Consider the following 25,174-nt stretch of genomic DNA (forward strand, 5'->3'; position numbering starts at 1 on the left):
ATGAAAAAGATCACAAGATTTCACTTTCCTTACACTGGTTCAAACCAGGTCAAGTTCAGAGGGTGTGATCTCAGCCATATAGCTTAGCTATATGGCACCCCTAGTGATAAATACAAATTAGCTCGAAATCCGTAACTAAACCCTAAAGTTTTTATTGATAAAAATTTTTATCATTCATATCCTTTTTCATCTCTAGAAACAACATTCGTCGTCGCCTAAATCTTCTAACCGCTCCAGTCAAAACTAATCCACTTCCAAAAACTAAAGCAGGTATTGCTTGGATTTTATCTTTGCCCTCTCTATGTAAAAAACCTGTAATTGCTAATAAAATCAGCAAAGGTGCCGAAATTGAGATTAATGGGTTGCCCAATCTGTTCATAAAATAAAGAAATTAGATGTCTTGAGGAGTTTTCGATGCCATAATCATTGTTTGGGACAAAATTTTTATTCCTAACTCCAGGCTTCTCTCATCCAAAGAGAAATACCCACTATGCAATGGGGCACAACCTTGATCTCCAGCAACTCCTAATCGAAACATCGCCCCTGGAACATCTTGCAAAAAGAAAGCAAAGTCTTCAGCCCCTAATGACGGATTTTCTAAATAAACAATATTTTCTTCATCCATAAAGTTCTTTGCACAAGTGGATAATAAAGTAGTCAACTCAGGATCGTTATAAACTGGAGGAGCGATTGACTTGAACTTTATTTTAGCCTTAGCTCCATAATTAGAGGCTATATTTTGTACTATTTTCTCTATCCATTGAGGCAATTTTTCATAAAGATTGCTATCAAGACACCTAACTGTACCTAAAAGCTTAACCCTCTCAGCGATAACATTAAAGGCATTTCCCCCTGAAATTTTCCCAAAGCTAATAACTACTGGCTTAAGAGCATCTAAACGTCTACTAATAGCCTCTTGAAGTCCACTAATAACTTTTGCAGAAATCCAAATTGAATCTATGCCTTCATGGGGTCTTGCTCCATGCCCGCCATTACCAATAATATCTATTTCCAATTCTGCAGCGGCAGCTGTAAAAGTACCACTTCTTATTCCAATTTTGCCAACTGACAAATCTGGATAAACATGAACGCCAAAAAGAGCTTGAACTCCCTCAAGCACTTTTTCAGCTCTCATCCAATTTGCACCTTTAGCAATTTCTTCAGCAGGTTGAAAAATGATTCGGATTCGAGAATTGGTAAATTTGTTTTTTGCTAATACTTTAGCCACACCCAAACCGATACAAGTATGTAGGTCATGGCCACATGCATGCATCAAGCCTTGAATTGAAGAAGAATAATCTAAACCTGTTCTCTCCTCGATTGGCAAAGCATCCATATCAACTCGTAAGCCAACAACAGGTCCGCTTTTATTACCCATTTCAGCAACCACTCCAGTTTTACCAACTGCTTCTTTTACTTCCCAACCTGTTTTTCTAAGCTCCCCGGCAACAAGAGCAGCAGTTTGATATTCCTGCCCGCTTAACTCTGGGTGTGCATGGAGATGACGACGCAATTTAATCAAATCGGGCAGTGACTCCTTAGACAAGTCGTCAATTTCTTTTCCTAAATCTTTCATCTATCCTCCAACGCAAGAAATGCAATCAAATCACTTGTGGGTTTTGGAGGCCAACGGCGAATATTCAACAACCAATCTCTATCAGAGTATCGAATATCTAGTCCAGACGCCGCCGCCCAATTACTTTCAGCTTCACCTAAGAAGCCTTTACGCCATAGAAGCGCACTTAATGCTGCTCGAGCATCTGCGAATAAAGGATATTTACTAATTAATATTCTGATTTTCTTTTCAGCGAGTTCAAGATCACCCAATTGATAAATCGCAATCGCCTCACTCGACCTGGCCATGGCTATGGAATTATTTGATGAGGCAGCTTGAGAAAACAATTTCTTCGCTTCAATCCAATTATCCATAGATCCCATTACATTAGCTAAGTTATATAAGGCTGAAACATCTTGAGGATTCTTCTTTAAAACGTATTTATAATCTTCCGAAGCGTCGTCCCAAAGCTGCAAGGCTTCTTCAGCAATTCCTCTATTAAGGTAAGGATCTAGATCTTCAGGCGAAATTTTTATGGCAATAGTTTGATCTCTTATGGCCCCCTGAGGATCACCTAAAGCAAGACGAGTATTACCTCTATTACTCAATGCAGCTGCGTCATCTGGATTTTCATTCAAATACAAGCTCCAATCTTTTTCAGCTTGAATGAAATCACCATCATTACTTTCTTGAAGGGCTTTCTCGAATAAAAACTTAGGTGAGGCATTGGCTTGAGACGGAAGTGGTACAAAAACAAAAACGATGGAAAGTAAAAGTAAAACATTAAAAACTTTTATTTTTATCATTTATCTTTTTTTATTTTTGGCGAAGTTAGCAGATAGTGTTTTTCAGCTGCTGGAGTAACAACCCTTCCTCTAGCAGTTCTTTGTAAAAAACCAATTTGCATTAAATAAGGCTCAACTACAGTTTCCAGAGTAGTTGAATCTTCTCCAAGAGCAGCAGCCAAAGTTTCGAGTCCTACTGGACCACCTTGATATTGATTAACTAACAAGCCTAAATAACTTCTATCTGTTGCATCTAATCCTCTTTGATCTACACGATGAAGATCTAGTGCATCATTAACAACTTGAACATCAATCATTTTTGAGGAGGAATGCACTTCTGCATAATCTCTCACTCTTCTTATGAGCCTATTTGCGATACGGGGAGTACCACGACTTCTTTTGGCTAATTGATGAGATGCTTCGTCTGAAATCGATAAATCAATAAGATTTGCAGATCTTTTAATAATGTTTTCAAGATCCAAATAGTTATAAAAATCAAGTCGCTGAGTTATTCCAAAGCGATCTCGCATAGGTGAGCTCAACGCAGCTGGTTTTGTTGTAGCACCCACTAAGGTAAAAGGAGGAATTTCGATTGATCGCATTCTCGAGGAAGTGCCTTTCCCTACAGTTAAATCCAACCTTCTATCCTCCATCGCTGGATACAAAAGTTCCTGTGAAATGCGATTCAGTCTGTGAATCTCATCAACAAAAATTAATTCACGTGGCTCAATATTGATCAATAATCCAACAATGTCTCTTGGACGTTCAAGTGCAGGAGCACTTGTAACTCTGGCTTTAACACCTAATTCCTCAGCAATAACCAAAGCCATAGTTGTTTTTCCCAATCCAGGCGGCCCGTAAAGCATTAAATGATCAAGTGCTTCCCCTCTTGTCAATGATGCTTTGACTGAAATTTCAAGAACTTTCTTTAACTCAGATTGACCTACAAATTCATCAAAAGATTTAGGCCTAAGTGAATCTTGCTTAGATAATTTCAACTCCTCCTTTAAGAGATTGGAACAAACCAATCTTTCCTTTCCTTTATCATTAGGAAGGGACGAATGATTAGTAATTGAAGACACAATTGCCATGAACGAAGGGTAGTGGCATCTCAACAAAAATGTAGGTAAATAGAAGAATGAGCAAAAAAGGAAAGAAAAAATCAAAAAAAGATTCCTCAGTCGATGGAAATCGTCGCCTAGCTGAAAATCGAAAGGCAAAGTATGAATATGAAATCCTAGAAACACTTGAAACTGGCTTAGAGCTTCTTGGGACCGAAGTTAAATCTATTAGAGCTGGAAAAGTTAACTTGAAAGATGGATTTTGTTTAATTAAAAAAGATCAAATTGAACTTCACAATGTTCATATATCACCTCATAATCATGCCGGTAAATTTTTCAATCATGAACCTCTAAGAATCAAAAAACTTCTTGCTCATAGAAAAGAAATCGAAAAACTAAAAATAAGTTTAGAGAGAAAAGGTTTAGCAATAATACCTCTATATCTCTATCTGAAAGGCTCATGGGTCAAGTTAAGAATTGGAGTAGGGAAAGGTAGGAAGTTGCATGACAAAAGAAATCAAGAGAAAGTTAATGACTCAAAAAGAGATGTAGCCAATGCTCTAAAACGTTTTTAAAGGAAAAAATATTTTAATATTTTCTAGCAAATTCTTATTAGAAAAATAATACTTTAAATATTCATTTTCAGTTAACGTCCAAACTAACATTTTCGGGTGGAGGTGTTGGATCAGGATCAGCAATGAGCATATGTTGCAAAACAATTTCAGGACGCTCGCTATCTCTCCATCTAATGCGATAAGCAGGCATTTTTGTCCCCCTGCTTGTCGTTTGCTCAACAGGTTCCATAACCCAGCCGCGTCTTGAACGCCCCTGGGGATTCCGTTTCACAACAGCATCTGCGTGCTTGAAACGAAAACCAACTCTCTCACCGCTCATCTGAACAAAATCCTTACTCGCCTATTATCCACTTTGATGGGTCACTTTCCAGTTTGTTTTAAATTTGATTCTGGCCGCAAAAGTGGAAAAGCTATGACATCTCTTATGGAAGGACTGTCTGTTAATAGCATTACAAACCTATCTATTCCTATGCCTAGTCCTCCTGTTGGAGGCATTCCTACTTCAAGAGCATTAATAAAATCTTCATCCACACTGTGCGCCTCAAGGTCCCCTGCTTCTTTTTTTTCTTGCTGCAAAAGTAAACGTTCTTTTTGATCTATTGGATCAATTAATTCACTAAAAGCGTTAGCAATCTCTCTTCCAACTATAAAAAGTTCAAATCTTTCAACTAAACCTTTTTTAGTTCGGTGTTTTCTAGCCAATGGAGAAATATCAATTGGGTAATCCATAACAAATGTAGGTTGCACCAGATTAGGCTCTACCTTTTGTTCAAAAGCTTCATTTAAAAGTCTTCCAACGCTATCAGCTTTATCTGGCACTTGAAGTCCCTGAAGAAGCATTGCAGCTTTGGCATCGTCAAACTTATCTTCAAACACTTCAAAGTCAATACCCGTAAACTCCTTAACTATTTGATGCATAGTAACTCTTCTCCAAGGAGGTTTCAGATCTATTTCTTGCTGTTGATAGGTAATTTTGGTCGATCCACAAATCTTTTCGCAAACATAAGAAAGAATATTTTCTGTTAATTCCATCATGTCAAAATAGTCTGCAAAAGCCTCATAAATTTCTACAGAAGTAAACTCGGGATTATGCCGAGTGCTTATTCCCTCATTTCGAAAAATTCTTCCAAGTTCATAAACTCTTTGAAAACCGCCAACTACTAATCTTTTAAGATGCAATTCTGTTGCAATTCTCAAATACAAGGGCAAATCAAGTGTGTTGTGATGGGTAACAAACGGCCTTGCATCGGCACCACCTGCCTCTGACTGTAAAACTGGTGTTTCAATCTCAAGAAAGTTTTTTTCATCTAACCATCGACGAATTGAACTAACTAATAAAGCCCTAGTGCGAAATGTTTTTCTTGACTGCGGATTCACAATCAAATCTAAATATCTTTGTCTGTATCGCTTTTCCACATCAGCAAGTCCATGCCATTTATCTGGTAATGGCTGTAAAGATTTAGAAAGCATTGACCATTCGAAAACTTTGATAGAAAGTTCACCTCTATCTGTTCTTCTTAATATTCCACTGACTCCAATCCAATCCCCAGAATCAACAAGAGAGGTGATGTTATCAAAATTATTCTTTGGATTTTCGCTAGTTTCATTATGATTTAAGGTCGCCTTTTCCAAAAACAATTGAACTGTGCCTGTCTCATCAGCAAGAGTAAAAAAAGCAAGTTTTCCCATCACTCGTCGGGAAATTACGCGCCCTGCGATAGATACTTCGTTTTTGTTTTCTTCGCCATTTGGCAAGTCTGCATATTTCTTTTGTAATTGATCGGCTGAGTTAGTAGGCCGAAAATTCAAACCATACGGACCTAGACCAAGGCTTTTTAGTGCTTTGGCCTTCTCAAGGCGGGTATCTCTTAATTCAGACAAGACAATTCATACATACGGCAGAAATAAAAGAAATCAAATGATAAACCTATCAATTTTGAGCTATTAATCTTTAACTGGCAATAGCAGTAGGAAATTCTCCCATTCTTTGAGAAGCATAGCCAATACCTCTTACAGTTAATATCAATTCAGGATTTCTTGGATCTGGTTCAAGCTTGCCTCTTAAACGGGCTACATAGACATCTACTACTCTTAAATCTGCCGCTCTTCTTGGAGGGTAACCCCAAAGTTGTTCCAAAATCTCTGCACGAGGAACAACACGGCCAGGATCACGAAATAATAATTCCAGCAAGCTAAATTCTGTATATGTAAGGCCTATTCTTTCTCCGCCTCTACTGACTTGCCTCCTATTGGTGTCTACGACAAGATCACCAAGCTTCATCACTCCTTGACCTGATGGAACCTCTCTGGGCTCATCAACTGTCGGAGCAGGTCCAACTCTTCTCAAAATCGTCGCTATTCTTGCCTCTAACTCCTTAGGGCTAAATGGTTTAGCCAAGTAATCATCAGCTCCTAGGTCCAAACCTGCAACTCTTTCTGAAATCGCTTCTAGAGCAGTCAAAAATATTATTGGCACACAAGACTCTGCTCTTATTCTTCGACAAACTGCAAAACCATCCATCTTAGGAAGCATGACATCCAGCACCACTAAGTCAGGTGCTTCTTTGTGAAAAACCTCGAGTGCTTGCTCTCCGTCCTGTGCAGATAAAACTTGATAACCAGCAAGATTAAGCCTTGTAACCAAGACTTTTAATACTGCTGGTTCATCATCTACAACCAAAATACAGGTCATGAGATTAGCTGTTGCCTTAGTGACAAAACCATCGAAATTTTATATCGAAATGGCTTCTTGTTATATGAAGATATCATCTTCAAGTCTGGTATTCAAAGCCCTTTGACTAATATAAAAGACAGAGTCCCCACTAATAAATAAGTATTTATTCTATTTTTAAAGGTTTAAAAATTTTCTAATTATATTTTTTTATAAGTAAGCAGAAGCCAAGAGGAAAAAAATGGGGCAACTAATCCAGTAATTATGACCTCTGAAATTAATACATAAATCGACCAAGAATGAAACCAATGATTTCTTAAAACACTATACAAAATAATTTTTTGAACCCAAATCGAAAGTCCAACAAAAAAAGTTCCAAAGATAGCCATTAAACCAATATTTAAAAATAATTCAATTTTTTTATTATGCAATCCATATACACTAAAAGCTAAAGACAAAATAAGCAAAGACGGAATATAAGAAACATCGCTAATTGTAAAAGAATCTATAAACACTCCTAATAATAATGAAGCTGTAGCTGACTTCCAAGGAGGATTCTTAAGTGAAAATGGCAATAATAAAATCACAGGCCAGCATGGAGTTATTCCATTTATTTTAAGCCAGTCAGGAGTGATAATTATAAAAGATGGTAAACAAATTATAGTAAAAAATATTAATATATTTTTAGTAGTTTTATTCATTATATTTCAAAACTTGCACCCAATCAATAGCCTCTGGCGATGCAGTTAATTGTACTATTGCATATGGAGACGGTAAAGCATTCTCGTTAATAAACTGAACAATTCCGATTGTCAAATTTGGGGGTAATAATGTACTTGCCGGAGATGTAGTTACAGCGTCGCCAATTTTAGCCAAACTATTTTTATTTAAGAAGATTAGTTTGGGTCTGTTTGTGCCCATCCCAGTCAAAATCCCATGACGCTTAGTTCTATCAATCCAAGCTCCCACCTGATGACCGGGATCAGTCAATAATCTAACTCTTGAAGTGAGAAAGGTTGTGCTGTCAACCAAGCCAATTAAGCCTCCTGGTCCAATAACTGTTTGCCCTTTTAAAACTCCATCTCTTGCTCCCTTATTAAGTTCTAGCTGTTGCCACCAATTTCTGGAGGATCGAGATATCACAGCAGCTGAAATTCTTTGATCACTATTAAACTCTTGCAAACCAAGAGCTCTTCTCAAACGAGTATTATCCTCCTCGAGTAATTTTAATCGAATATTTCTTTCAATATTCTCACCTTCCTTAATCCATTCTCTTTGAGCCGTACCAGGGAGTATAGGTTTTAATAAAATCGAGTATAAATCTAAATATCCTGCTCCTTTTGTCCAACGAATCCCAAATAAGAAAGCTATAAATAAAAAAATTACCCAGAAATTACTTTTTAAAAGCAAATGGAAACCAATTCTCCGTCGGGCTTTAATCATTGTTCAATCTCTTATTACATTTCTTGCAAAATCAGGCGTATCTAAAACTCTTCGCATTGATTTAAAATCATCCAAAACCAAACCACATCCATTTACAACGCACAACAATGGATCCTCCGCTACGTGAGTGAAAATTCCTGTTTCATGACTTAAAAGATCACTAATTCCTCTAACTAGTGCTCCGCCTCCTGCCAGCATGATCCCCCTATCAACAATATCTGCAGCTAGTTCGGGTGGAGTTCTCTCTAAAGTTCTTTTGACAGCATCAACAATCTTATTGAGAGGCTCTGACATGGCTTCTCGTAAATCACCCGCTTTCAAATTTATTGAACGAGGCAAACCTGAAAGTAAATGCAATCCCCTTACATCAATTGATTGCAAATCAAATTCATTAGATGGAAAAGCTGATCCAATTTTAATTTTTATCTCTTCAGCTGTTCTTTCGCCAACTACTAAGTTATGTACTTTTTTTAAATAGGTAGCTATGGAATCATTAATTTCATCACCTGCGACCCTTACTGATTCACTTAAAACTGTTCCACCAAGGCTTAACACAGCCACTTCGGTCGTTCCCCCTCCAATATCAACGATCATGGTTCCAATAGGCTCTGTCACTGGCAAAGACGCTCCAATTGCAGCAGCTACAGGTTCATCAATTAAATGCACCTCTCTTGCTCCCGCAAGCCCAGCTTCACGAACTGCTCTTCTCTCTACACCAGTCACGCCACTAGGAATGCCAACAACTAATCGAGGCGCAATAATTCCACGACCTTCATTACACTTTTGAATAAATGTCTTAAGCATTTGCTCAGCTGCATCAAAATCGGCTATCACACCATCCCTAAGCGGCCTTACTGCCCGGATATTCCCTGGTGTTCGTCCTAACATTAATTTGGCATCATCACCTACAGCAAGAGGAACTCCTTCTTCTAAATCCATTGCGACAACTGAAGGTTCTTGCAATACGATTCCTTTACCAGATACATAAATCAAGGTATTTGCTGTACCTAAATCAATCCCAATATCTCGGGAAAATTTGAAACGGTTAAAAAACACGGATTTCAATCATTTGAGCCATCATAAAGAGAGTTGATCTAAGATAAATATATTATTTAGCAACCAGTAAACTGGGGAGGTAATTATGGCAATAAATTCAGTCACGCTTGTTGGCAGAGCAGGAAGAGATCCTGAAGTTAGATATTTTGAATCTGGAACTGTTGTAGCAAATCTAACAATGGCTGTAAATAGAAGAAATCGAGATGATGAACCAGATTGGTTCAATCTAGAAATTTGGGGTAAACAAGCCCAAGTCGCAGCTGATTACGTAAAAAAAGGCTCTTTAATAGGTATAACAGGAAGCTTCAAATTGGATAGCTGGAAGGATCGGAATACAGGTGAGGATAGAAATAAACCAGTTGTTAGGGTTGATCGTCTTGAATTATTAGGATCCAAAAGAGATTCAGAAAGCAGTAGTTTCCAAAACAACAATTCATTTAATCAACAACCAAATAATGACGAAATCCCATTTTAAAAATCTCGTTTTAATTGTTAATTATTTTACTTAGAGTTCTATAAAGTAAAGTTATCAAAGCGCCAGAGATAACTAAAATAATAATTATCTTAAAGACACTTGAGAAAGGACTAATCCAAGTCTGAATGTTTTCGTAATTATCGCCTAAATAAAAGCCCGTAATTGTTAAGAACAAGGTCCAAATCAAGCTTCCTGCAGTCGTCCAAATCAGAAAGGGAGTTATGGGCATTAACTCCACCCCTGCAGGTACTGAAATCAAAGTCCGAATTCCAGGTACTAATCTTCCCCAAAAAACTAGGGATACTCCATACCTGTTGAACCATTTACGACTTCTAGCAAGTTCAAGAGGTTTAATTCCAATCCAACGCCCATGTTTCTCAAGCCATTTCTCAAGTCTTTCTTCGTTAACTAATCTACCAATTCCGAACCAAGGCAAAGCACCTATTACAGTTCCTATTAAACCTGCTAAAACAACAGGAAAAAAATCTAATTGCCCTTGAGAAACATAAAAACCGCCAAGAGGCATTATTAATTCCGAAGGAATTGGCGGAATTAGATTTTCCAAAAACATTGCGAGTAAAATAGCCCCATAACCAATCCACTGGTTAGTCTCAACTGCATTTCCTATTAATAAGGGTAAAGAAGAGATATATTCTGATATTTCCATTTAGTTTGAATTGTTTAAATAAAATCAATAACGATATTGATCTGTCTTATAAGGACCTTCAACTGGAACATTTATATATTCAGCTTGTTCTTTAGTTAATTTAGTCAACTTTACTCCTATCTTATCTAAATGAAGCATGGCCACCATTTCATCTAAATGTTTTGGCAAAACATAAACTTTATTCAAATATTTCACTCCAAATTTGAATAATTCAATTTGAGCTAATACTTGATTAGTAAAAGAATTACTCATAACAAAACTTGGATGACCCGTTGCACATCCAAGGTTGACTAATCTTCCCTCTGCTAAAAGAATGATTTTATTACCACTCGGTAAAGTTATGTGATCAACTTGAGGTTTAATATTTTCCCAGTCATAACTCTTTAAAGAGGAGACCTCTATTTCATTATCAAAATGACCGATATTACATACTATTGATTCATTTTTCATCCTGATCAAATGCTCATGACGTATAACTTGGAAGTTACCAGTAGCAGTAACAAAAATATCTACATCCTCAACTACTTCATCCAATCTCACAACTCTAAAACCTTCCATTGCAGCTTGAAGAGCACATATAGGATCTATTTCGGAAATCATTACTGTCGCACCTAATCCCCTTAAAGACTGAGCAGAACCTTTTCCAACATCCCCGTAGCCCATAACAAGGGCTACCTTGCCTGCCACCATTACATCTGTAGCTCTTTTAATGCCGTCAACCAAAGATTCTCGACAACCATAAAGATTGTCAAACTTACTTTTAGTCACAGAATCATTTACGTTAATTGCTGGGAAGACAAGTTCCCCATTTTTTTCCATTTGGTAAAGGCGAGCTACACCAGTAGTAGTTTCCTCAGTAACTCCTTTTATCAATGATTTAGCTTTTGAGTAAAAATTTGGATCTAGAGAAAGTTTTTTCTTGATAGAAGCAAATAATGCGATTTCCTCTTCATTTGAAGGGTTATTAAGAACTGAAATATCTTCTTCTGCTTTGCTCCCTAAGATAAGTAATCCAGTCGCATCACCACCATCGTCAAGAATCATATTTGCAGATTCACCATCTCTCCATTCAAAAATTTTGTGTGTGTATTCCCAGTATTCATCTAGGGTCTCACCCTTCTTAGCAAATACTGGGACACCTGAATTTGCGATAGCAGCTGCAGCATGATCTTGTGTAGAAAAAATATTACAAGAAGCCCATCTAACTTTTGCCCCAAGTGCAACAAGAGTCTCAATTAGTACACCTGTTTGGATAGTCATATGGAGACTACCTGCAATAAAAGCGCCTTTTAATGGTTGTTGGGATCCATATTTTTCTCTAAGTGCCATTAGGCCAGGCATTTCTGTTTCAGCAATTAAAAGTTCTTTTCTCCCGAATTCTGCCTCGGTAATATCTTTAACTACATAATCAGTATTTTTTTCAATACTGTTGAGATTTGACTTGGTTGCTGCAAACATAACTTGAACTATCTATGGGAGATTGTGAAAAAAAATAATAAAAAACAATTCGAGGTTTTCAATTCATTTGCTCAGCAAAATAATTATTTCTGCTGGACTCTAGACAAACCTGAATCAACGATCTCATTAGGTTCAACATTAACAAAAAAATTTCCAGATATAAGCATTCTCCTTTTAAATGGGCCTCTTGGTGCAGGAAAAACCACATTAGTTAAAGGAATTGCAAAAAGTCTAAGCATCAAAGAGCCCATAACTTCACCAACGTTCCCCTTATCCCAACATTATCCATGGGGATCTCCTCCATTGATACATCTTGATCTTTACAGAATTGAAGAACCAAATGCAGCAAACGAATTTTTTTTACAAGAAGAAGAAGAATCCAAAGCCATGGGAGCATTGATGGTCATTGAATGGCCAGAAAGATTATCTCTTCCAATTAATGATGCTTGGAGAGGAAAATTAGAATATTCCACAGACAAGCAATCCCGCCTTTTTCAGCTGATTCCTCCTCTATGATTAAGACAATAAATTATCAATATCTTCAAGGTAAGGTTGTGGGTCTATCGCCCCGATTCCAGTGCAAACATGAGAACCACATGCAATTCCAAATTGAATAATATCTTCAGCAATTTGTTGACTTATTTGATCTAAATCAACAGACAAAAGTTTATAAATCAATCCTGCTGTAAATGCATCACCAGCTCCAGTCGTATCAACTACAGACGAAGGAGTTATTGCAAATGATTTGCCAGTATGATAATTAAGTCGCCATGAAATGGGATTTGATCCATCAGTAACAACAACAGATGGTCTATGAACAAAAGATGAAGAAATTTGAGTTGGATCAGATGAGTTGAAAAACCATTGGGCCTCTTCTTTTGCGAGTTTGATTAATGAAACGTTTTTTAAAATTGAAAGTATTTGATTTTTCTCTTTCGTGGATGGCTCTAAGACCGTTGAAACTTGATTTCGCCAAAAAGTCGGACGCCAATTCAGATCCAATGCGATTCTTATTCCTGCATGCAAAGCATTTTCTATAGTCCACAACAAAGCTTTAGATGATATTTCTGAAGCCAAAGGAATTGTTCCCGCAATTAACCATTGCGCCTTTTTTGCAACTAATGGCCAATCTCGAATAATCTTCTCTCTCGATATCGCTTGATCAGCAAATCCCAAGCCTTTATCACCATCAAATCCTTCAAAAGATCTTTCTCCATCAGAGTCTCTACGAACCAATACAACTCTTGTAGGACGATGGGTATCATGCTGTAAGCCCGAGGTGTTAATTCCTCTTTGAATCAATAAATTTTTTAAATTTTTCCCAAAAGCATCATTTCCTAAACAGCCAATAAAAGAAACATTCACCCCTAGTCGACTTAATGCACAAGCAACATTAGCTGGAGCTCCTCCAAAACAATCTGTTACTGGCAAATCAAAAGATGGATCACCGCCAAGAGGACCAAGTCGATCTATCAAGGCTTCTCCAATAGCAATTACACTTCCAGTATTCATGCCTAATCAATTCTCAATGAAGTTATTATTAGCGATTTATAGTTTTTTATTTTCAATGCAAAGATGTTTATACAATTCAGAAATAATTTTTGTATTAGCAGCTGGAAAAGGAAACTCAAAAAGTTTGTCTGGAGACACCCAAAGTAATTTTTGACTAGCTAAAGGTTTTGGCTCTCCTGATATCCATTCACAAATATGAACAGTAAAATAAAGTTTCTTATGAGTATAAGCGTGTTCAAAAGATAAAAGCTTTTGCCCAACTTTGACAACAATCCCTAGTTCTTCTTTTAATTCTCGCTCGATAGTATTTTCAATAGATTCACTGGAGATTTTTTTTCCTCCTGGGAATTCCCACATCCCACCCATACTTGAACTTTCCAATCGCTGGTCTATTAGCAATTCGCCATTTTTATTAAAAACAAGTCCAATACCAATTTCTTGAATAGGTTTTATTCTGGTCATTTCTTTTTTAGGAAAATTATTAGGATCGTAGTCTGCATAAGCAACACAAAATTTTTGTAGTGGGCAAGAAGAACAACTTGGTTTTTGGGGAGTACAAATATTTGCCCCCAAGTCCATCAAAGCCTGATTAAAATTCCTCGGACTAATTTTAGAGATCAATAAAGAGCTAAATTCCCATAATTTTTTCTCATCCTTAATAGATTTTCGCTCAATCGCAAGCAATCTAGACAAAATTCTTTTTACATTTCCATCCAGAATTGGTGCAGGCAGGTCAAAGGCAGAAGAGACGATACTACCTGCAGTGCTTCTACCTATACCAGGAAGAAACATCCACTGATCTATTCTATTTGGCCAAGAATATGGATCTTGGTCAGTATTTTCCCCAAGAAATTCAATTAATTTTTTAGAGGATTGATGTATTCGATTAGCACGTGAATAATAGCCAAGACCTTGCCATAGCATAAGGACACTCTCTAAATCAGCCTCTGTTAGAGAAGGCAAAGAGGGAAAAACCTCCATCCATTTTTCCCAGTAAGGAATAACGACCTTCAATTGAGTCTGCTGAAGCATTACCTCTGCAATCCAAATGCCATAAGGAGATAGACTTTCACCTGATTGAGGAATAGAACCATCTTTCTTCAATTTCCAGGGTATCCAATGTCTACCATTTTCTCTAAACCATTCCAGAAGTGAATTTTGGATACTTTGTGGAGAAACAATCATGTCCATCAAAATAAATCAAAATTTACAAACATATTTTTTTAATACTATCATTATTTTAATAATTTTATCGACTCAAAATAATACTTTCTAAATGGCTAATACATGGAATAATATGAATAAAGAAATTATTTACTTTACTAAAGATATACCTTTAAGTAAAAATAATTTATATTGCTCTCTAAAGTTATGAAGCAAGTCTGGAATTGGAAAAATTATCAAATTGCATGGCAAGTAGAAGAGAAAGATAATACATCTGAAATTGCAATATTGTTTATTCATGGCTTTGGAGCATGCAAAGATCATTGGAGATTCAATCAAAAAAATATCAGCTCAATTGCACCATGCTATGCATTAGATTTAATAGGTTTCGGAGAAAGTAGTCAACCAAATTCACAGATTTCATATGAAAATAAAAACTCTAAAAATTTCAATTATTGTTTCGATAACTGGAGTCAACAAGTTAATGATTTCTGTCAAGAAATAGTTAAAAAGCCTGTCTTATTAATAGGTAATTCAATTGGGGGAGTGATTGCATTAAATACATCAAAACAATTATCTCAGAAATGCGTAGGAGTAATACTAATTGATTGCGCACAAAGGACAATGGATGATAAGCGCTTAGCGGAACAATCATTATTGATGAGATTTCTTAGACCAGTGATTAAAACTTTAGTAAGACAAAGAATTTTAAGTTCAAAACTTTTTAAAAACGCAGCAAATCCAGCTTTTATTGAAAAAATCTTAAAAGTTGCTTATCCAAGTGGAAATAATGTTGATGAAGAGTTAATTCATATGCTCTTCAAACCAACACAAGGGAAAGGAGCTCATGAGGCGTTTAGAGGATTTATTAATCTATTTGATGATTATCTTGCTCCAGATTTACTAAAGAAATTAAATAAACCCGTACATTTAATATGGGGAGAAAAAGATCCTTGGGAACCAGTAAAAGTAGCCCAAAAATGGTTTGAAACTTTTGAGTGTATAAAATCTCTAGATATTATTCCTGAAGCGGGGCATTGTCCCCATGATGAAATGCCTGAAAAAGTTAATCCTATTCTTAGAAAGATAATTCAAGAAACCATATAAGCTTGAACTGAATCTCCAGTTTTTCTTAAACCGCGTAAACCATCTCTTTCTAAATTTCTAACTCTATCTCTACTAATACCCAATACTCTTCCAATACCAGTAAGGCTCATTGGATCATCACCATCCATGCCATATCTCATTCTTAAAACACGATTTTGTAATTCAGGTAGTTGTTCTAATAATGTTTCTAAGTCACCTTTCATGCAATCACTTTCTATTTGCTCAGAAGGCATATCAATTTCGTTAGATAATAAGTCCAATAAAATAGTGTCTTCACCGTCACCAATTTTTGTTTCTAAGCTGACAGGCTGTCCAGCTTTGCTCATTAGATCTTTCACATCACTTTCAGGCAGTTCAACATATTCTGAAAGCTCTTTAATAGTTGGGGTCCTGGAAAGTTCTTGGCTTAATTCTCTTTGGCCCTTTTTGAGCTTGTTTAACATTTCTGTTATGTGAATTGGCAACCTTATTGATCTGCTTTTTTCAGCTATTGCTCGCGTGATACCTTGCCTAATCCACCAGTAGGCATAGGTTGAAAACTTATATCCTCGAGTAGGATCAAACTTTTCTACACCTCTGACTAATCCAATTGTACCCTCTTGAATTAGATCTAATAATTCCATATTCCTTTTTGTATATTTCTTCGCGACACTGACAACCAAACGAAGATTGGCTGCAACCATCCTTTCTTTGGCTCTTTTACCACTTTTCAACTTCTTTTTTAATTGAGCAGAAGAAATTCCCGCTTTATCAGCAAAAATAGCAAGATCAGGTTTTTCACCTAAATCGCTTTCCAACTCTGACTCAAGATTTTCAAGAACCATGAGATCTTGAACCTGTCTACCTAAAGTTATTTCCTGCTCATGTGACAACAACGGGACTCTTCCAATATCTCTTAAATATGAGCGGACGAGATCAATATCTGTTAATGACCTAGTAGAAATAGTAGTAGATGGTTTTTTTGCCTGAATTGCCTCTACTGCCGTTGTCATAAGTTTGTTGAGTTTTGTTAAGCCTACTACTAAGAATTGTAAAGATCAATTAAGTAGGGCCCGGCTTCCACCACTTTGAGTAGAAACACTCATTCGGCTTCTACACCAGTCTTCCCAAAAGCCAAGAAGCTGTTTTCAAGTAAATCAACACTCCTGCAACATCTGTAGCAGTGGTTATGAATGGAGCAGACATTAGTGCAGGGTCTAATCCCATGCGATGAAAAAGCAAAGGCAATGATGCTCCTGCAGTCGCAGCCAAAGTTGTAATAGCCATCAAGCTTATTCCTACAGCTGTTGCGACCAAAGGTCCTTGTCCTTGCCACCAGGCGAAAGGCACAACAAATAGAGCCATCAAAATTCCTAGTAAAACCCCTGCCAAAGCTTCTCTTGCAATAGCTCTAAAAAGACCAAGTCGCTGAATTCGCTGAGTACTTAAACCTCTAATAACAACTGTCGAACTTTGAGCTCCAACATTGCCCCCAGCACCAATTAACAAAGGAATGAAAGCAGCTAACAAAACCACTTGTTTTAAAACCTCATCATTCATTGCAATAACTTGAGTTGTTAATCCATTAGCCAAGACCAAAACAGCAAGCCAGACGATGCGCCTTCTAGCTACAACAAATAAATTACTTTGAAAATAATCATCTTCATCCCCTGCTTGAACGGCACCAGCTGCATAAATATCTCTAGTTGCTTCTTGTTCAATAACATCAATCACATCATCCACAGTAACTATGCCAACTAATCTTTTTTCAAGGTCTACAACTGGCAAGGCTAAAAAATCATATCTTTGAATTGCTCTTGCAACTTCTTCCTGATCAGTATCTGTTCGCACGTTAACAACTTCCCTTGTCATGACCTCTCCAATGCGTGATTCAGGGTCAGCAACTACTAAGTCCCTCAGCGATAAAATTCCAGTTAAGTGCCTTTCTTTATCCGTAACATAAAGACTATAGATAGTTTCAGAAACAGTAGCTCGTTGTCGAACAAGATTCAATGCTTGTGAGACACTAAGGAATTCTTTCAGATCTATAAATTCAGTGGTCATTAATCTGCCAGCCGTCTCAGATTCATAACCTAGAAGTTGAGCAGTTACACGTCTCTCCTCAGGGCTGAGTTCAGAAAGCAAGCGCCTAACAACTTTTGCAGGCAACTCATCAAAAAGACGGACTCGATCATCAGGTGACATCTCTTCCACCAAGTCCAGTACTTCATTTGATCTCAATCGATCTAAAAGATTTTGTTGAACTGATGGTTCTAAATATTCATAGACTTCTATTGCTTCATTTTTATTCAATAACCTAAATGCCAAAGCCTGCAAAATCATTGGCAATGTCCCAATCGCCTGGGCAATATCAACAGGTTGGACAGGACTGAGTAATGATTTAACGCCATCGTAATTCCCTGCTGAAAGCATTGCCTCCAATTGTTCAGCAACTGCCTCGGCAACCAAACTGCCATTATCCAAAGATCGAGTCTCATTGTATGCCCCTAATTGTTCTTTCATATTTGGAGCAGCAAGCCTCTATTATTTTATGACTAACATCTAATTTTGTTACTTCAATATCCATGTCCGTAAATATCAGCAAAGTTGAGGTCCTCTCTTTCGAGAATGAAAAATTAACTTTTGAACATTTCAAAGGAGATGTTTTGTTAATTGTTAATGTCGCCAGCAAGTGCGGATTTACGAAACAATACAAAGCACTCCAAAATCTTCAAGACAACTACGCTTCTAGAGGTTTCAGAGTCCTAGGTTTTCCTTGCAATGATTTTGGAAACCAAGAGCCTGGTGAGTTAAAAGAAATCAAAAAATTCTGTTCAATGTCTTTTGGGGTGAATTTCCAACTTTTTCAAAAAGTTCATGCAACAGGTCAAACAACAGAGCCATTTACAACCTTGAATAAAGTCAGTCCATCTGGCGATGTGCAATGGAACTTTGAGAAATTTCTAATTAATCAAGAAGGAGAGGCAATCGCAAGGTTTAAAAGTGCTGTAGAACCGGAAAGTAGAGAGATCAAAAAAGCTATTGAGGCTTTACTAAATTAATTTATTATTTTCTTAGCAACGAAATGGCCTAAACAAACAGCAATAAATCCGATTAATACAATTAATAATATATTTAAAAAAAATAATTTGTAAAAACTATTATTTATTAATTCAAATAACTGAAAGGACCATCCACTAAATGTAGTAAAAGATCCACAAAAACCAAATCCAAAAATTAATTTCAATCTCCTACGAATTGGCAATGCATTAATAAAACCTAACAAAAAGCAACCGATTGCATTCACAAAAAAAATCTGATCAATTTGCCATCGAAATAATGCAGCAGGAATAGCACCGATAGAAATAAAAACAAAATCATTGTTTTTCAAAAGATTATCCACTGTATTGATTAGATAAGAACAATCCAAACGCCAAAGAAACTATTCCAGAAGCAATTGAGATAATTAATAATTTTAATGCCCTAAAAAATTTAAATTTAATAAATAAATCAAATAGGTTATGTATAAACGAAGAAAAAGTACTTAGGCTTCCCAAAAAACCTATTGAAAAAAATAATACTAATTCAAAAGAAAAATTGAAATATCTAATCTGGGGGACAGCAGAAAGAAAAAAACCCAGAAGAAAAGAAGAAAAATTATTGATGATTAGAATAGCTACATAATTAGCTATTTTTAATTTTTCTAGTTTCTTATACAATATAAATCTCATATTAGCACCGAATGCTGCACCTATAGAAACCAAAAAAACGTCTTTCAATTTATAAAATATCTTTAATATTTACCCATCCTTTTCTATAAAACAAATGATAAGAATCCTGACTAATAACATTAACTAATAACCATTTACCGCTATTATCACAATCCCAAAATTTGATAACATTAACTGGAGTTCCAGCTTTAACTGTAGTTAAAATAGATGAATTCTTAGAGACCGAGGAAAGCAAATTAAATTCTTTTAAAGCAATCAATGGTGCCGTAATATTATCTTTTCTTTGTTGAACTATTGATTTTTGAGCACCTCCAGCAGGTAATGTAGTTGGAACTACTAATGCAATTCCTAACAACCAAGTCCAAACTATAAAAGTACTAAGTAAATTCATCAAATATCTAAAGTTGCAAGATCAAGTTCAACGCTATGAGTTTCAATAAATTCTCTTCTTGGTGCAACCTTATCACCCATTAAAATTGTAAATATTCTATCGGCCTCCAAAGCGTCCTCTATTTCAACTCTTTTCATCATTCGAGTTGAAGGATCCATTGTTGTTTCCCACAATTGTTTTGGCATCATTTCTCCTAAGCCTTTAAATCTTTGAATCGTATAATTGGCCTTTTCTCCAAAATTTGAAAGAGTTTTTTGTAAATCGGATTCGTTATAGCAATAAGTATGATTCTTTCCTCTTTCTACTTTGTAAAGAGGAGGGCAAGCAATATATATATATCCCCCTTCTACAAGAGCCTTTTGATACCTATAAAAGAAAGTCAAAAGCAAAGTTCTAATATGCGCACCATCAACATCAGCATCAGTCATTATCACTACTCTGTGATATCTGAGATTTTTCACTTCAAAATCTTCTCCTTTAATTCCCAAACCTAGAGCTGTTATTAAAGATTGGATCTCAGTATTTTTATAAATCTTCGCATCATCAGTTTTTTCAATATTTAAGATTTTTCCTCTCAAAGGTAAAATTGCTTGAAATTTCCTATCTCTTCCTTGCTTCGCTGATCCACCAGCAGAATCACCCTCAACGATGTAAATTTCTGATTCTGATGGATCTCTTGAACTGCAATCTGCCAACTTTCCTGGCAATGTAGAACTTTCTAAGACACTTTTCCTGCGAACAAGCTCTCTAGCTCTTCTTGCTGCTTCAGCAGCATTAAAAGCTTGAATTGCTTTCTCTAAAATTAAATCAATCACACCAGGATTAAACTCTAAGTATTGACTTAGAGACTCCCCCACTAAGCTATCTACAATTCCTCGCACTTCAGTATTACCTAATTTTGTTTTTGTTTGACCCTCAAATTCTGGGTCTGGAACTTTTACAGATAGAACAGCTGTTAATCCTTCTCTAATATTTTCTCCTGCTAAGTTCGAATCTCCCTCTTTTCTTTTACCTCTTTTTTTTGCAAACGAATTCAAAGTTCTTGTTAATACTGTTTTTAATCCCTCAATATGAGTACCACCATCTATCGTTCGAATATTATTAGCAAATCCTAGAATGCTATCTGAATAAGCATCAACACACCACTGCATTGCTGCTTCAACTTGAACTCCATCTTTTTCTGAATTGACATAAATAATTTCTGGATGTAATGAGTCTTTTTCTTTAGTCATATAATCCACATATTCTTTAATACCTCCCTCATAAAAATAAATTTCCTCATGAGGCTGTTGATCAACATCTAACGACTTCTTTCTCTCGTCACGAAAAACAATACGTACCCCTCCATTCAAATAAGCAAGTTCTCTAAGTCTCGATGACAATATTCCATATTCAAAAGTTATACCATCAGTAAAAATCTGATCATCAGGTTTAAAACAAACCGTAGTTCCAGTTAATTCATGGTCCGATTTCGAGAGATTCTCTGATTTTAAATTCCCAATTGATGCACCTCTTTCGAATCTCTGGAAATGAACTTTCTTTTGTCGACGGACGGTGACCTCTACCCACTCACTCAAAGCGTTGACTACAGAAATACCAACACCATGCAAACCTCCAGAGACTTTGTATCCACCACTTCCAAATTTTCCACCTGCATGCAAAACAGTTAGTACTGTCTCTAATGCACTTTTACCTGTGCGAGGATGAATATCTGTTGGAATGCCACGACCATTGTCAGTTATGGATGCTGAGCCATCTTCACAAAGTAAAATTGTAATTTCATCACAGTGACCAGCAAGCGCCTCATCCACAGCATTATCAACAACTTCATAAACAAGATGATGAAGCCCTTTAGGCCCTGTTGAGCCTATATACATTCCAGGGCGTTTTCTAACAGGTTCAAGTCCTTCTAAAACTTGGATCTGCTCAGCACCATATGCAGCTTGGACTTTTGAATCTTTACTCATTCGGATTAAAGCAAACAGGCAAGATTGTCTTTGATAAGAGCATTAGTCGAAACCTTTCCTGCAATTTCAATTTAACATTGGTGACAGAAAAATCTTAGGAAAATTTTAAAACCCAATCAAAAAAATTAATTGTCATGCACTTACTGCTAATAAACCTTCTGAACGTGAATTATGCAAGCTAATAAACCTGTTGTCATAGCTCTAATGGGTCCAACTGCTAGCGGTAAAACTGAACTAGCAATTGATATTGCTAGAAAACTCAACACCAATATTCACAATGTTGATTCGCGTCAAATTTACATTGACATGAATATTGGGACGGCGAAACCAACTCGAGAGCAACAAGAACAAGTTCCTCATTTTTTAATTGATTTATGCTTCCCTTCTAATCCAATAAATCTTCATGAATTTCAATTGATTGCAATTAGTTCTATGGAGAATGAATTAAAAAAAAGAAATTTAATACTGCTGGTAGGAGGAAGTGGATTATATCTTAAAGGCTTGATTGGAGGACTTAATCCCCCAGCCGTATCACCCCAAAAATTCTTACGAGATCAGCTCTACAAAATCAAAAAAGTTGAAAGGCATAATTTATTAAAATGTTGTGATCCAATTGCTGCAGAGAAAATTCATCCAGAAGACTCAATCAGAACAATTCGTGCTCTAGAGGTTTTTTATGCTACAGGAAAAACATTTTCTAAACAAAAGATCCAGACCTCTATTCCATGGAAAGTTTTAGAACTTGGATTAAATCCAGACAATTTACAAACAAGGATCCAAGATAGAACTAAAAAAATGTATAAAAATGGCTTGATCGAAGAAACGGAAAATTTGATTATTAAATACGGCAATGATTTACAGTTGCTTAAAACTATTGGATATGGTGAAGCAAAGTCTATTATCAATGGAAAGACTAACTTTGAGGAGGCTTTAGCAATAACAATCCAACGAACATGTCAATTAGCCAAAAGACAAAAAACTTGGTTTAGAAATAAGCATAATTCTAAATGGCTAAATAATAAGAACGCATTACCTGATGCTTTATCGATTATTGATGAGTTTCTAGGTTGATTAGTTCATATATGCTTAGAATCGATTCAAAAGGTACTTTTCCCATAAATTAGTCACTGAATGCCACCACGTCCTCGTTTTGATCGTCGCGCTCCAGAAAGAGAGCTGCCCAACATAAATGAAAGAATCAGCTATTCAAGCTTAAGAGTTGTTGATTCAGATGGAACACAACTTGGTGTCATAAGCCGAGAAGAAGCTCTAGAAGTTGCTAAAGACAGAGAACTAGATCTTGTTTTAGTCAGCGAGAAGGCAACCCCCCCAGTATGCCGAATCATGAATTATGGAAAATTTAAGTTTGAGCAAGAAAAAAAGGCTAAAGAAGCAAAAAAGAAATCACATCAAACCGAAGTCAAAGAAGTAAAAATGAGATACAAAATTGATCAGCACGATTATCAAGTTCGTATTAGTCAAGCGACTCGATTCTTAAAAGCTGGAGATAAAGTTAAATGTACAGTGATTTTCAGGGGTCGAGAAATTCAGCATACTGCTCTTGCTGAAACGCTTTTGAAAAGAATGGCTAAGGATCTTGAAGAAAAAGCAGAAGTCCAACAATCGCCTAAAAGAGAAGGAAGAAATATGATTATGTTTTTAACTCCGCGTAAAACGCCATTATTAAAGAAAGAAACAGATACTACTGAACCCCAAAAAGCCAAGAGAACAATCAATTAAATTAAATAAACTTTTCTTTAGACAAAGAAATAATTGTCACTAGTCATTCTATTAACTAATGTGGCCACATTCACACCTGGCATATAGCGCGTGAGATTCCACATACAACAGGAAAGTGAAATCCCTGCATCAAGTCAATTATATAATCAAATTTGTTTTGCCATTGCAGCAAGGCATTACCCTCCTGGTCATAGATTGCCCAGTACTAGGCAACTGGCAATGCAAACAGGTTTACATCGAAACACTATAAGTAAAGTTTATCGACAACTTGAGACTGATGGCGTCGTTGAGGCTATCGCTGGCTCAGGTATCTATGTTCGAGATCAACAAAAACAAAAAGACCTCAGAAGTAGCTCTCATTCAATACGTAAAAAAGGCATCAAAGACATAGACCATGAAGTGAGGAAAAGTATTGATGAATTGTTAAATGCTGGATGCACTTTGCAGCAAACCAGAGAGTTATTTACTCGTGAAATTGATTGGAGATTAAGATGTGGAGCTCGCTTACTTGTTAGTACACCCAGAGAAGATATTGGGGCATCGTTATTAATTGCTGAAGAATTGGCTCCTCATTTAGATGTCCCAGTCGAGGTTGTACCAATGGAGGAATTAGAAAGTGTTTTAGAAAGTTCAAGTAAAGGTACCGTTGTAACAAGCAGATATTTCTTACAACCTTTAGAAGAATTAGCCAAGCGACACAAAGTGAGAGCAGTCGCTGTAGATCTCAGTGATTTTCAAAAAGAACTAACTATTTTAAAAAAGCTGCGCTCAGGGAGTTGTGTAGGAATAGTAAGTATAAGTCCAGGGATCCTGAGGGCTGCAGAGGTTATCTTGCATAGCATGCGTGGCAATGAAATACTTTTGATGACTGCAAATCCAGATGTAGGAAGCCGATTAATTGCTTTATTGAGAGCTGCTAGTCATGTGATTTGTGATAGCCCTAGCTTGCCTGTTATTGAACATACTTTGAGACAAAATAGATCTCAATTAATGAGAATGCCACAAATTCATTGTGCACAAAAGTATCTTAGTGACTCTACAATTGAAGAGTTGAGTAAGGAGATTGGTCTCCTCGAGTAAACATTGCATTTTAAATCAATGTTTAGATCACTAAGATCCGATTTCGCAATAATAAAAGAAAGAGATCCAGCCGCAAGAGGTGTTTGGGAAATATTATTCTGCTATCCGGGCTTTCAAGCTTTATCAATACATAGAATCAGCCATAAACTTTGGAAATACAATCTCCCTCTTCTTCCAAGGTTACTCAGTCACTTCACTAGATTTTTGACTGGTGTAGAAATTCATCCAGGTGCCCAGATCGGTAAAGGTGTTTTTATTGATCACGGAATGGGTGTGGTTATTGGAGAAACAAGTGAAATAGGTGATCGATGCTTGCTATATCAAGGAGTCACTTTGGGCGGCACTGGAAAAGAAAGTGGCAAGAGACACCCAACTCTTGAAGCAAATGTAGTTGTAGGTGCAGGAGCTAAAGTCCTTGGAGGAATTTGCGTAGGAACTAATACAAGAATCGGGGCTGGTTCAGTAGTAGTAAAAAATGTGGAGGCAAATAGCACTGTTGTTGGAATACCTGGAAGGATAGTTCATCAGAGTGGTGCCAAAATAAATCCCTTAGCTCATTCTGCACTGCCAGATACAGAAGCAAACGTTCTTAGAAATCTTATGGAAAGAATTGATCAATTAGAAAGTGATATTATGGGACTTCAAGATTTAGTGATTAATATTCAAACCAATAGAAAAAAAGAAGATATAATTATTGGGGAGTCACAGAACTTAAGAGATAAAGAAATTATAGAATTCATTGGAGATGATTAACTGA

At 36.5% G+C, this 25,174-nt stretch carries 29 protein-coding genes and 1 riboswitch; of the genes, 9 read left to right on the forward strand and 20 right to left on the reverse strand.

Annotated elements, in window-relative coordinates; translation table 11 throughout:
* Positions 1 to 8 precede the first annotated feature (8 nt).
* A riboswitch (TPP riboswitch) is annotated at positions 9 to 112 on the reverse strand.
* 39 nt (positions 113 to 151) lie between these two features.
* The 4 genes from O5633_RS07670 to ruvB are packed head-to-tail and all read right to left on the reverse strand — an operon-like array spanning position 152 to position 3,431.
* Positions 152 to 379 (reverse strand): DUF3188 domain-containing protein, encoded by a 228-nt coding sequence (locus O5633_RS07670; protein ID WP_269609041.1) that lies wholly within the window; start codon positions 377 to 379, stop codon positions 152 to 154.
* A gap of 12 nt (positions 380 to 391) precedes the next feature.
* Complete coding sequence (locus O5633_RS07675) at positions 392 to 1,576, reverse strand: amidohydrolase (protein WP_269609042.1); 1,185 nt, start codon at positions 1,574 to 1,576, stop codon at positions 392 to 394.
* Positions 1,573 to 2,361, reverse strand: a complete 789-nt coding sequence (locus O5633_RS07680; protein ID WP_269609043.1) for a tetratricopeptide repeat protein — start codon at positions 2,359 to 2,361, stop codon at positions 1,573 to 1,575. The genes O5633_RS07675 and O5633_RS07680 overlap by 4 nt, the downstream gene beginning before the upstream one ends.
* On the reverse strand, positions 2,358 to 3,431 hold the full coding sequence (gene ruvB / locus O5633_RS07685) for a Holliday junction branch migration DNA helicase RuvB (RefSeq protein ID WP_269609044.1): 1,074 nt from the start codon (positions 3,429 to 3,431) through the stop codon (positions 2,358 to 2,360). The genes O5633_RS07680 and ruvB overlap by 4 nt, the downstream gene beginning before the upstream one ends.
* 47 nt (positions 3,432 to 3,478) lie before the next feature.
* Here ruvB and smpB point away from each other — a divergent pair, with 47 nt between their 5' ends.
* Entirely contained in the window at positions 3,479 to 3,976 is a 498-nt protein-coding gene (gene smpB, locus O5633_RS07690; RefSeq protein WP_269609045.1) for an SsrA-binding protein SmpB, read from the forward strand.
* Positions 3,977 to 4,043: 67 nt separating this feature from the next.
* Here the strand turns inward: smpB and O5633_RS07695 are convergent, their stop codons facing one another.
* The 6 genes from O5633_RS07695 to O5633_RS07720 form a co-directional block, all read right to left on the reverse strand.
* Positions 4,044 to 4,295, reverse strand: coding sequence for a hypothetical protein (locus O5633_RS07695; RefSeq protein WP_269609046.1), 252 nt, complete (start codon positions 4,293 to 4,295; stop codon positions 4,044 to 4,046).
* 41 nt (positions 4,296 to 4,336) lie between these two features.
* Positions 4,337 to 5,857: a lysine--tRNA ligase gene (lysS, locus tag O5633_RS07700; protein ID WP_269609047.1), complete on the reverse strand. Its 1,521-nt coding sequence runs from the start codon at positions 5,855 to 5,857 to the stop codon at positions 4,337 to 4,339.
* Positions 5,858 to 5,927: 70 nt separating this feature from the next.
* Positions 5,928 to 6,668 (reverse strand): response regulator transcription factor RpaB, encoded by a 741-nt coding sequence (gene rpaB, locus O5633_RS07705; RefSeq protein WP_158467370.1) that lies wholly within the window; start codon positions 6,666 to 6,668, stop codon positions 5,928 to 5,930.
* Positions 6,669 to 6,847: 179 nt separating this feature from the next.
* Positions 6,848 to 7,348: a hypothetical protein gene (locus tag O5633_RS07710; protein ID WP_269609048.1), complete on the reverse strand. Its 501-nt coding sequence runs from the start codon at positions 7,346 to 7,348 to the stop codon at positions 6,848 to 6,850.
* Positions 7,341 to 8,090: a rod shape-determining protein MreC gene (gene mreC / locus O5633_RS07715; RefSeq protein ID WP_269609049.1), complete on the reverse strand. Its 750-nt coding sequence runs from the start codon at positions 8,088 to 8,090 to the stop codon at positions 7,341 to 7,343. Before mreC ends, O5633_RS07710 begins: the two co-directional genes overlap by 8 nt.
* Positions 8,091 to 8,093: 3 nt before the next feature.
* A complete protein-coding gene (locus O5633_RS07720) occupies positions 8,094 to 9,146 on the reverse strand; it encodes a rod shape-determining protein (protein ID WP_269603652.1) in 1,053 nt (350 codons plus the stop codon).
* An 85-nt stretch (positions 9,147 to 9,231) separates the two neighbouring features.
* On the opposite strand from O5633_RS07720, the gene O5633_RS07725 reads away from it, so the two are divergent.
* Positions 9,232 to 9,621, forward strand: a complete 390-nt coding sequence (locus O5633_RS07725; RefSeq protein ID WP_269609050.1) for a single-stranded DNA-binding protein — start codon at positions 9,232 to 9,234, stop codon at positions 9,619 to 9,621.
* A 10-nt stretch (positions 9,622 to 9,631) separates the two neighbouring features.
* Here O5633_RS07725 and O5633_RS07730 read toward each other — a convergent pair whose 3' ends face one another.
* Positions 9,632 to 10,288: a DedA family protein gene (locus O5633_RS07730; protein WP_269609051.1), complete on the reverse strand. Its 657-nt coding sequence runs from the start codon at positions 10,286 to 10,288 to the stop codon at positions 9,632 to 9,634.
* Between the two features lie 24 nt (positions 10,289 to 10,312).
* Positions 10,313 to 11,746, reverse strand: coding sequence for an adenosylhomocysteinase (ahcY, locus tag O5633_RS07735; protein ID WP_269609052.1), 1,434 nt, complete (start codon positions 11,744 to 11,746; stop codon positions 10,313 to 10,315).
* Between the two features lie 24 nt (positions 11,747 to 11,770).
* Here ahcY and tsaE point away from each other — a divergent pair, with 24 nt between their 5' ends.
* Complete coding sequence (tsaE, locus tag O5633_RS07740; protein ID WP_420063611.1) at positions 11,771 to 12,262, forward strand: tRNA (adenosine(37)-N6)-threonylcarbamoyltransferase complex ATPase subunit type 1 TsaE; 492 nt, start codon at positions 11,771 to 11,773, stop codon at positions 12,260 to 12,262.
* On the opposite strand, the gene O5633_RS07745 is transcribed toward tsaE, so the two are convergent.
* Positions 12,263 to 13,258: a carbohydrate kinase family protein gene (locus tag O5633_RS07745; RefSeq protein WP_269609053.1), complete on the reverse strand. Its 996-nt coding sequence runs from the start codon at positions 13,256 to 13,258 to the stop codon at positions 12,263 to 12,265. It lies immediately after the preceding gene.
* A 36-nt stretch (positions 13,259 to 13,294) separates the two neighbouring features.
* Positions 13,295 to 14,449 (reverse strand): 8-oxo-dGTP diphosphatase MutT, encoded by a 1,155-nt coding sequence (mutT, locus tag O5633_RS07750; protein WP_269609054.1) that lies wholly within the window; start codon positions 14,447 to 14,449, stop codon positions 13,295 to 13,297.
* A gap of 180 nt (positions 14,450 to 14,629) precedes the next feature.
* Here mutT and O5633_RS07755 point away from each other — a divergent pair, with 180 nt between their 5' ends.
* Entirely contained in the window at positions 14,630 to 15,529 is a 900-nt protein-coding gene (locus O5633_RS07755; RefSeq protein WP_269609055.1) for an alpha/beta fold hydrolase, read from the forward strand.
* Here O5633_RS07755 and O5633_RS07760 read toward each other — a convergent pair.
* Both O5633_RS07760 and mgtE read right to left on the reverse strand, forming a co-directional pair.
* Positions 15,514 to 16,521, reverse strand: a complete 1,008-nt coding sequence (locus O5633_RS07760; protein WP_269609056.1) for an RpoD/SigA family RNA polymerase sigma factor — start codon at positions 16,519 to 16,521, stop codon at positions 15,514 to 15,516. The genes O5633_RS07755 and O5633_RS07760 overlap by 16 nt on opposite strands.
* Positions 16,522 to 16,621: 100 nt before the next feature.
* Positions 16,622 to 18,031: a magnesium transporter gene (gene mgtE, locus O5633_RS07765; RefSeq protein ID WP_269609057.1), complete on the reverse strand. Its 1,410-nt coding sequence runs from the start codon at positions 18,029 to 18,031 to the stop codon at positions 16,622 to 16,624.
* A gap of 62 nt (positions 18,032 to 18,093) precedes the next feature.
* Between mgtE and O5633_RS07770 the strand changes: the two genes are divergently transcribed.
* A complete protein-coding gene (locus tag O5633_RS07770) occupies positions 18,094 to 18,570 on the forward strand; it encodes a glutathione peroxidase (RefSeq protein ID WP_269609058.1) in 477 nt (158 codons plus the stop codon).
* On the opposite strand, the gene O5633_RS07775 is transcribed toward O5633_RS07770, so the two are convergent.
* Genes O5633_RS07775 through gyrB form a run of 4 tightly spaced genes read right to left on the reverse strand, consistent with a single transcriptional unit; the run spans position 18,567 to position 21,597 of the window.
* Positions 18,567 to 18,911, reverse strand: coding sequence for a fluoride efflux transporter FluC (locus O5633_RS07775; protein WP_269609059.1), 345 nt, complete (start codon positions 18,909 to 18,911; stop codon positions 18,567 to 18,569). The two genes, O5633_RS07770 and O5633_RS07775, sit on opposite strands and share 4 nt — an antisense overlap.
* Positions 18,904 to 19,287 (reverse strand): CrcB family protein, encoded by a 384-nt coding sequence (locus tag O5633_RS07780; RefSeq protein ID WP_332299676.1) that lies wholly within the window; start codon positions 19,285 to 19,287, stop codon positions 18,904 to 18,906. Before O5633_RS07780 ends, O5633_RS07775 begins: the two co-directional genes overlap by 8 nt.
* 1 nt (position 19,288) lies before the next feature.
* On the reverse strand, positions 19,289 to 19,630 hold the full coding sequence (locus tag O5633_RS07785; RefSeq protein ID WP_269609060.1) for a hypothetical protein: 342 nt from the start codon (positions 19,628 to 19,630) through the stop codon (positions 19,289 to 19,291).
* Complete coding sequence (gyrB, locus tag O5633_RS07790; RefSeq protein WP_269609061.1) at positions 19,630 to 21,597, reverse strand: DNA topoisomerase (ATP-hydrolyzing) subunit B; 1,968 nt, start codon at positions 21,595 to 21,597, stop codon at positions 19,630 to 19,632. The genes O5633_RS07785 and gyrB overlap by 1 nt, the downstream gene beginning before the upstream one ends.
* A 171-nt stretch (positions 21,598 to 21,768) precedes the next feature.
* Here gyrB and miaA point away from each other — a divergent pair, with 171 nt between their 5' ends.
* The 4 genes from miaA (at position 21,769) to cysE (ending at position 25,170) form a co-directional block, all read left to right on the forward strand.
* Positions 21,769 to 22,668 (forward strand): tRNA (adenosine(37)-N6)-dimethylallyltransferase MiaA, encoded by a 900-nt coding sequence (miaA, locus tag O5633_RS07795; RefSeq protein WP_269609062.1) that lies wholly within the window; start codon positions 21,769 to 21,771, stop codon positions 22,666 to 22,668.
* A gap of 60 nt (positions 22,669 to 22,728) precedes the next feature.
* Positions 22,729 to 23,337: a translation initiation factor IF-3 gene (gene infC, locus O5633_RS07800; protein WP_269609063.1), complete on the forward strand. Its 609-nt coding sequence runs from the start codon at positions 22,729 to 22,731 to the stop codon at positions 23,335 to 23,337.
* 90 nt (positions 23,338 to 23,427) lie between these two features.
* Complete coding sequence (locus O5633_RS07805; RefSeq protein WP_269609065.1) at positions 23,428 to 24,417, forward strand: GntR family transcriptional regulator; 990 nt, start codon at positions 23,428 to 23,430, stop codon at positions 24,415 to 24,417.
* Positions 24,418 to 24,435: 18 nt separating this feature from the next.
* Positions 24,436 to 25,170, forward strand: coding sequence for a serine O-acetyltransferase (cysE, locus tag O5633_RS07810; protein ID WP_269609066.1), 735 nt, complete (start codon positions 24,436 to 24,438; stop codon positions 25,168 to 25,170).
* Positions 25,171 to 25,174: the final 4 nt, after the last annotated feature.

The organism is Prochlorococcus marinus str. MIT 1013 (genome assembly GCF_027359395.1).
GTDB classification, from domain to species: Bacteria; Cyanobacteriota; Cyanobacteriia; order PCC-6307; family Cyanobiaceae; genus Prochlorococcus_B; species Prochlorococcus_B marinus_E.

Excerpts from the sequence above, each read along its gene's own strand:
- miaA (WP_269609062.1), top strand. The coding sequence starts at position 21,769 with ATGCAAGCTAATAAACCTGTTGTCATAGCTCTAATGGGTCCAACTGCT.
- mutT (WP_269609054.1), bottom strand. The coding sequence starts at position 14,449 with ATGGACATGATTGTTTCTCCACAAAGTATCCAAAATTCACTTCTGGAA.
- O5633_RS07675 (WP_269609042.1), bottom strand. The coding sequence starts at position 1,576 with ATGAAAGATTTAGGAAAAGAAATTGACGACTTGTCTAAGGAGTCACTG.
- O5633_RS07680 (WP_269609043.1), bottom strand. The coding sequence starts at position 2,361 with ATGATAAAAATAAAAGTTTTTAATGTTTTACTTTTACTTTCCATCGTT.
- O5633_RS07710 (WP_269609048.1), bottom strand. The coding sequence starts at position 7,348 with ATGAATAAAACTACTAAAAATATATTAATATTTTTTACTATAATTTGT.
- infC (WP_269609063.1), top strand. The coding sequence starts at position 22,729 with ATGCCACCACGTCCTCGTTTTGATCGTCGCGCTCCAGAAAGAGAGCTG.
- O5633_RS07725 (WP_269609050.1), top strand. The coding sequence starts at position 9,232 with ATGGCAATAAATTCAGTCACGCTTGTTGGCAGAGCAGGAAGAGATCCT.
- O5633_RS07770 (WP_269609058.1), top strand. The coding sequence starts at position 18,094 with ATGTCCGTAAATATCAGCAAAGTTGAGGTCCTCTCTTTCGAGAATGAA.
- O5633_RS07745 (WP_269609053.1), bottom strand. The coding sequence starts at position 13,258 with ATGAATACTGGAAGTGTAATTGCTATTGGAGAAGCCTTGATAGATCGA.
- O5633_RS07670 (WP_269609041.1), bottom strand. The coding sequence starts at position 379 with ATGAACAGATTGGGCAACCCATTAATCTCAATTTCGGCACCTTTGCTG.
- mgtE (WP_269609057.1), bottom strand. The coding sequence starts at position 18,031 with ATGAAAGAACAATTAGGGGCATACAATGAGACTCGATCTTTGGATAAT.
- O5633_RS07755 (WP_269609055.1), top strand. The coding sequence starts at position 14,630 with ATGAAGCAAGTCTGGAATTGGAAAAATTATCAAATTGCATGGCAAGTA.
- cysE (WP_269609066.1), top strand. The coding sequence starts at position 24,436 with ATGTTTAGATCACTAAGATCCGATTTCGCAATAATAAAAGAAAGAGAT.
- O5633_RS07695 (WP_269609046.1), bottom strand. The coding sequence starts at position 4,295 with ATGAGCGGTGAGAGAGTTGGTTTTCGTTTCAAGCACGCAGATGCTGTT.
- ahcY (WP_269609052.1), bottom strand. The coding sequence starts at position 11,746 with ATGTTTGCAGCAACCAAGTCAAATCTCAACAGTATTGAAAAAAATACT.
- mreC (WP_269609049.1), bottom strand. The coding sequence starts at position 8,090 with ATGATTAAAGCCCGACGGAGAATTGGTTTCCATTTGCTTTTAAAAAGT.
- O5633_RS07730 (WP_269609051.1), bottom strand. The coding sequence starts at position 10,288 with ATGGAAATATCAGAATATATCTCTTCTTTACCCTTATTAATAGGAAAT.
- gyrB (WP_269609061.1), bottom strand. The coding sequence starts at position 21,597 with ATGAGTAAAGATTCAAAAGTCCAAGCTGCATATGGTGCTGAGCAGATC.
- O5633_RS07760 (WP_269609056.1), bottom strand. The coding sequence starts at position 16,521 with ATGACAACGGCAGTAGAGGCAATTCAGGCAAAAAAACCATCTACTACT.
- O5633_RS07785 (WP_269609060.1), bottom strand. The coding sequence starts at position 19,630 with ATGAATTTACTTAGTACTTTTATAGTTTGGACTTGGTTGTTAGGAATT.
- ruvB (WP_269609044.1), bottom strand. The coding sequence starts at position 3,431 with ATGGCAATTGTGTCTTCAATTACTAATCATTCGTCCCTTCCTAATGAT.
- smpB (WP_269609045.1), top strand. The coding sequence starts at position 3,479 with ATGAGCAAAAAAGGAAAGAAAAAATCAAAAAAAGATTCCTCAGTCGAT.
- rpaB (WP_158467370.1), bottom strand. The coding sequence starts at position 6,668 with ATGACCTGTATTTTGGTTGTAGATGATGAACCAGCAGTATTAAAAGTC.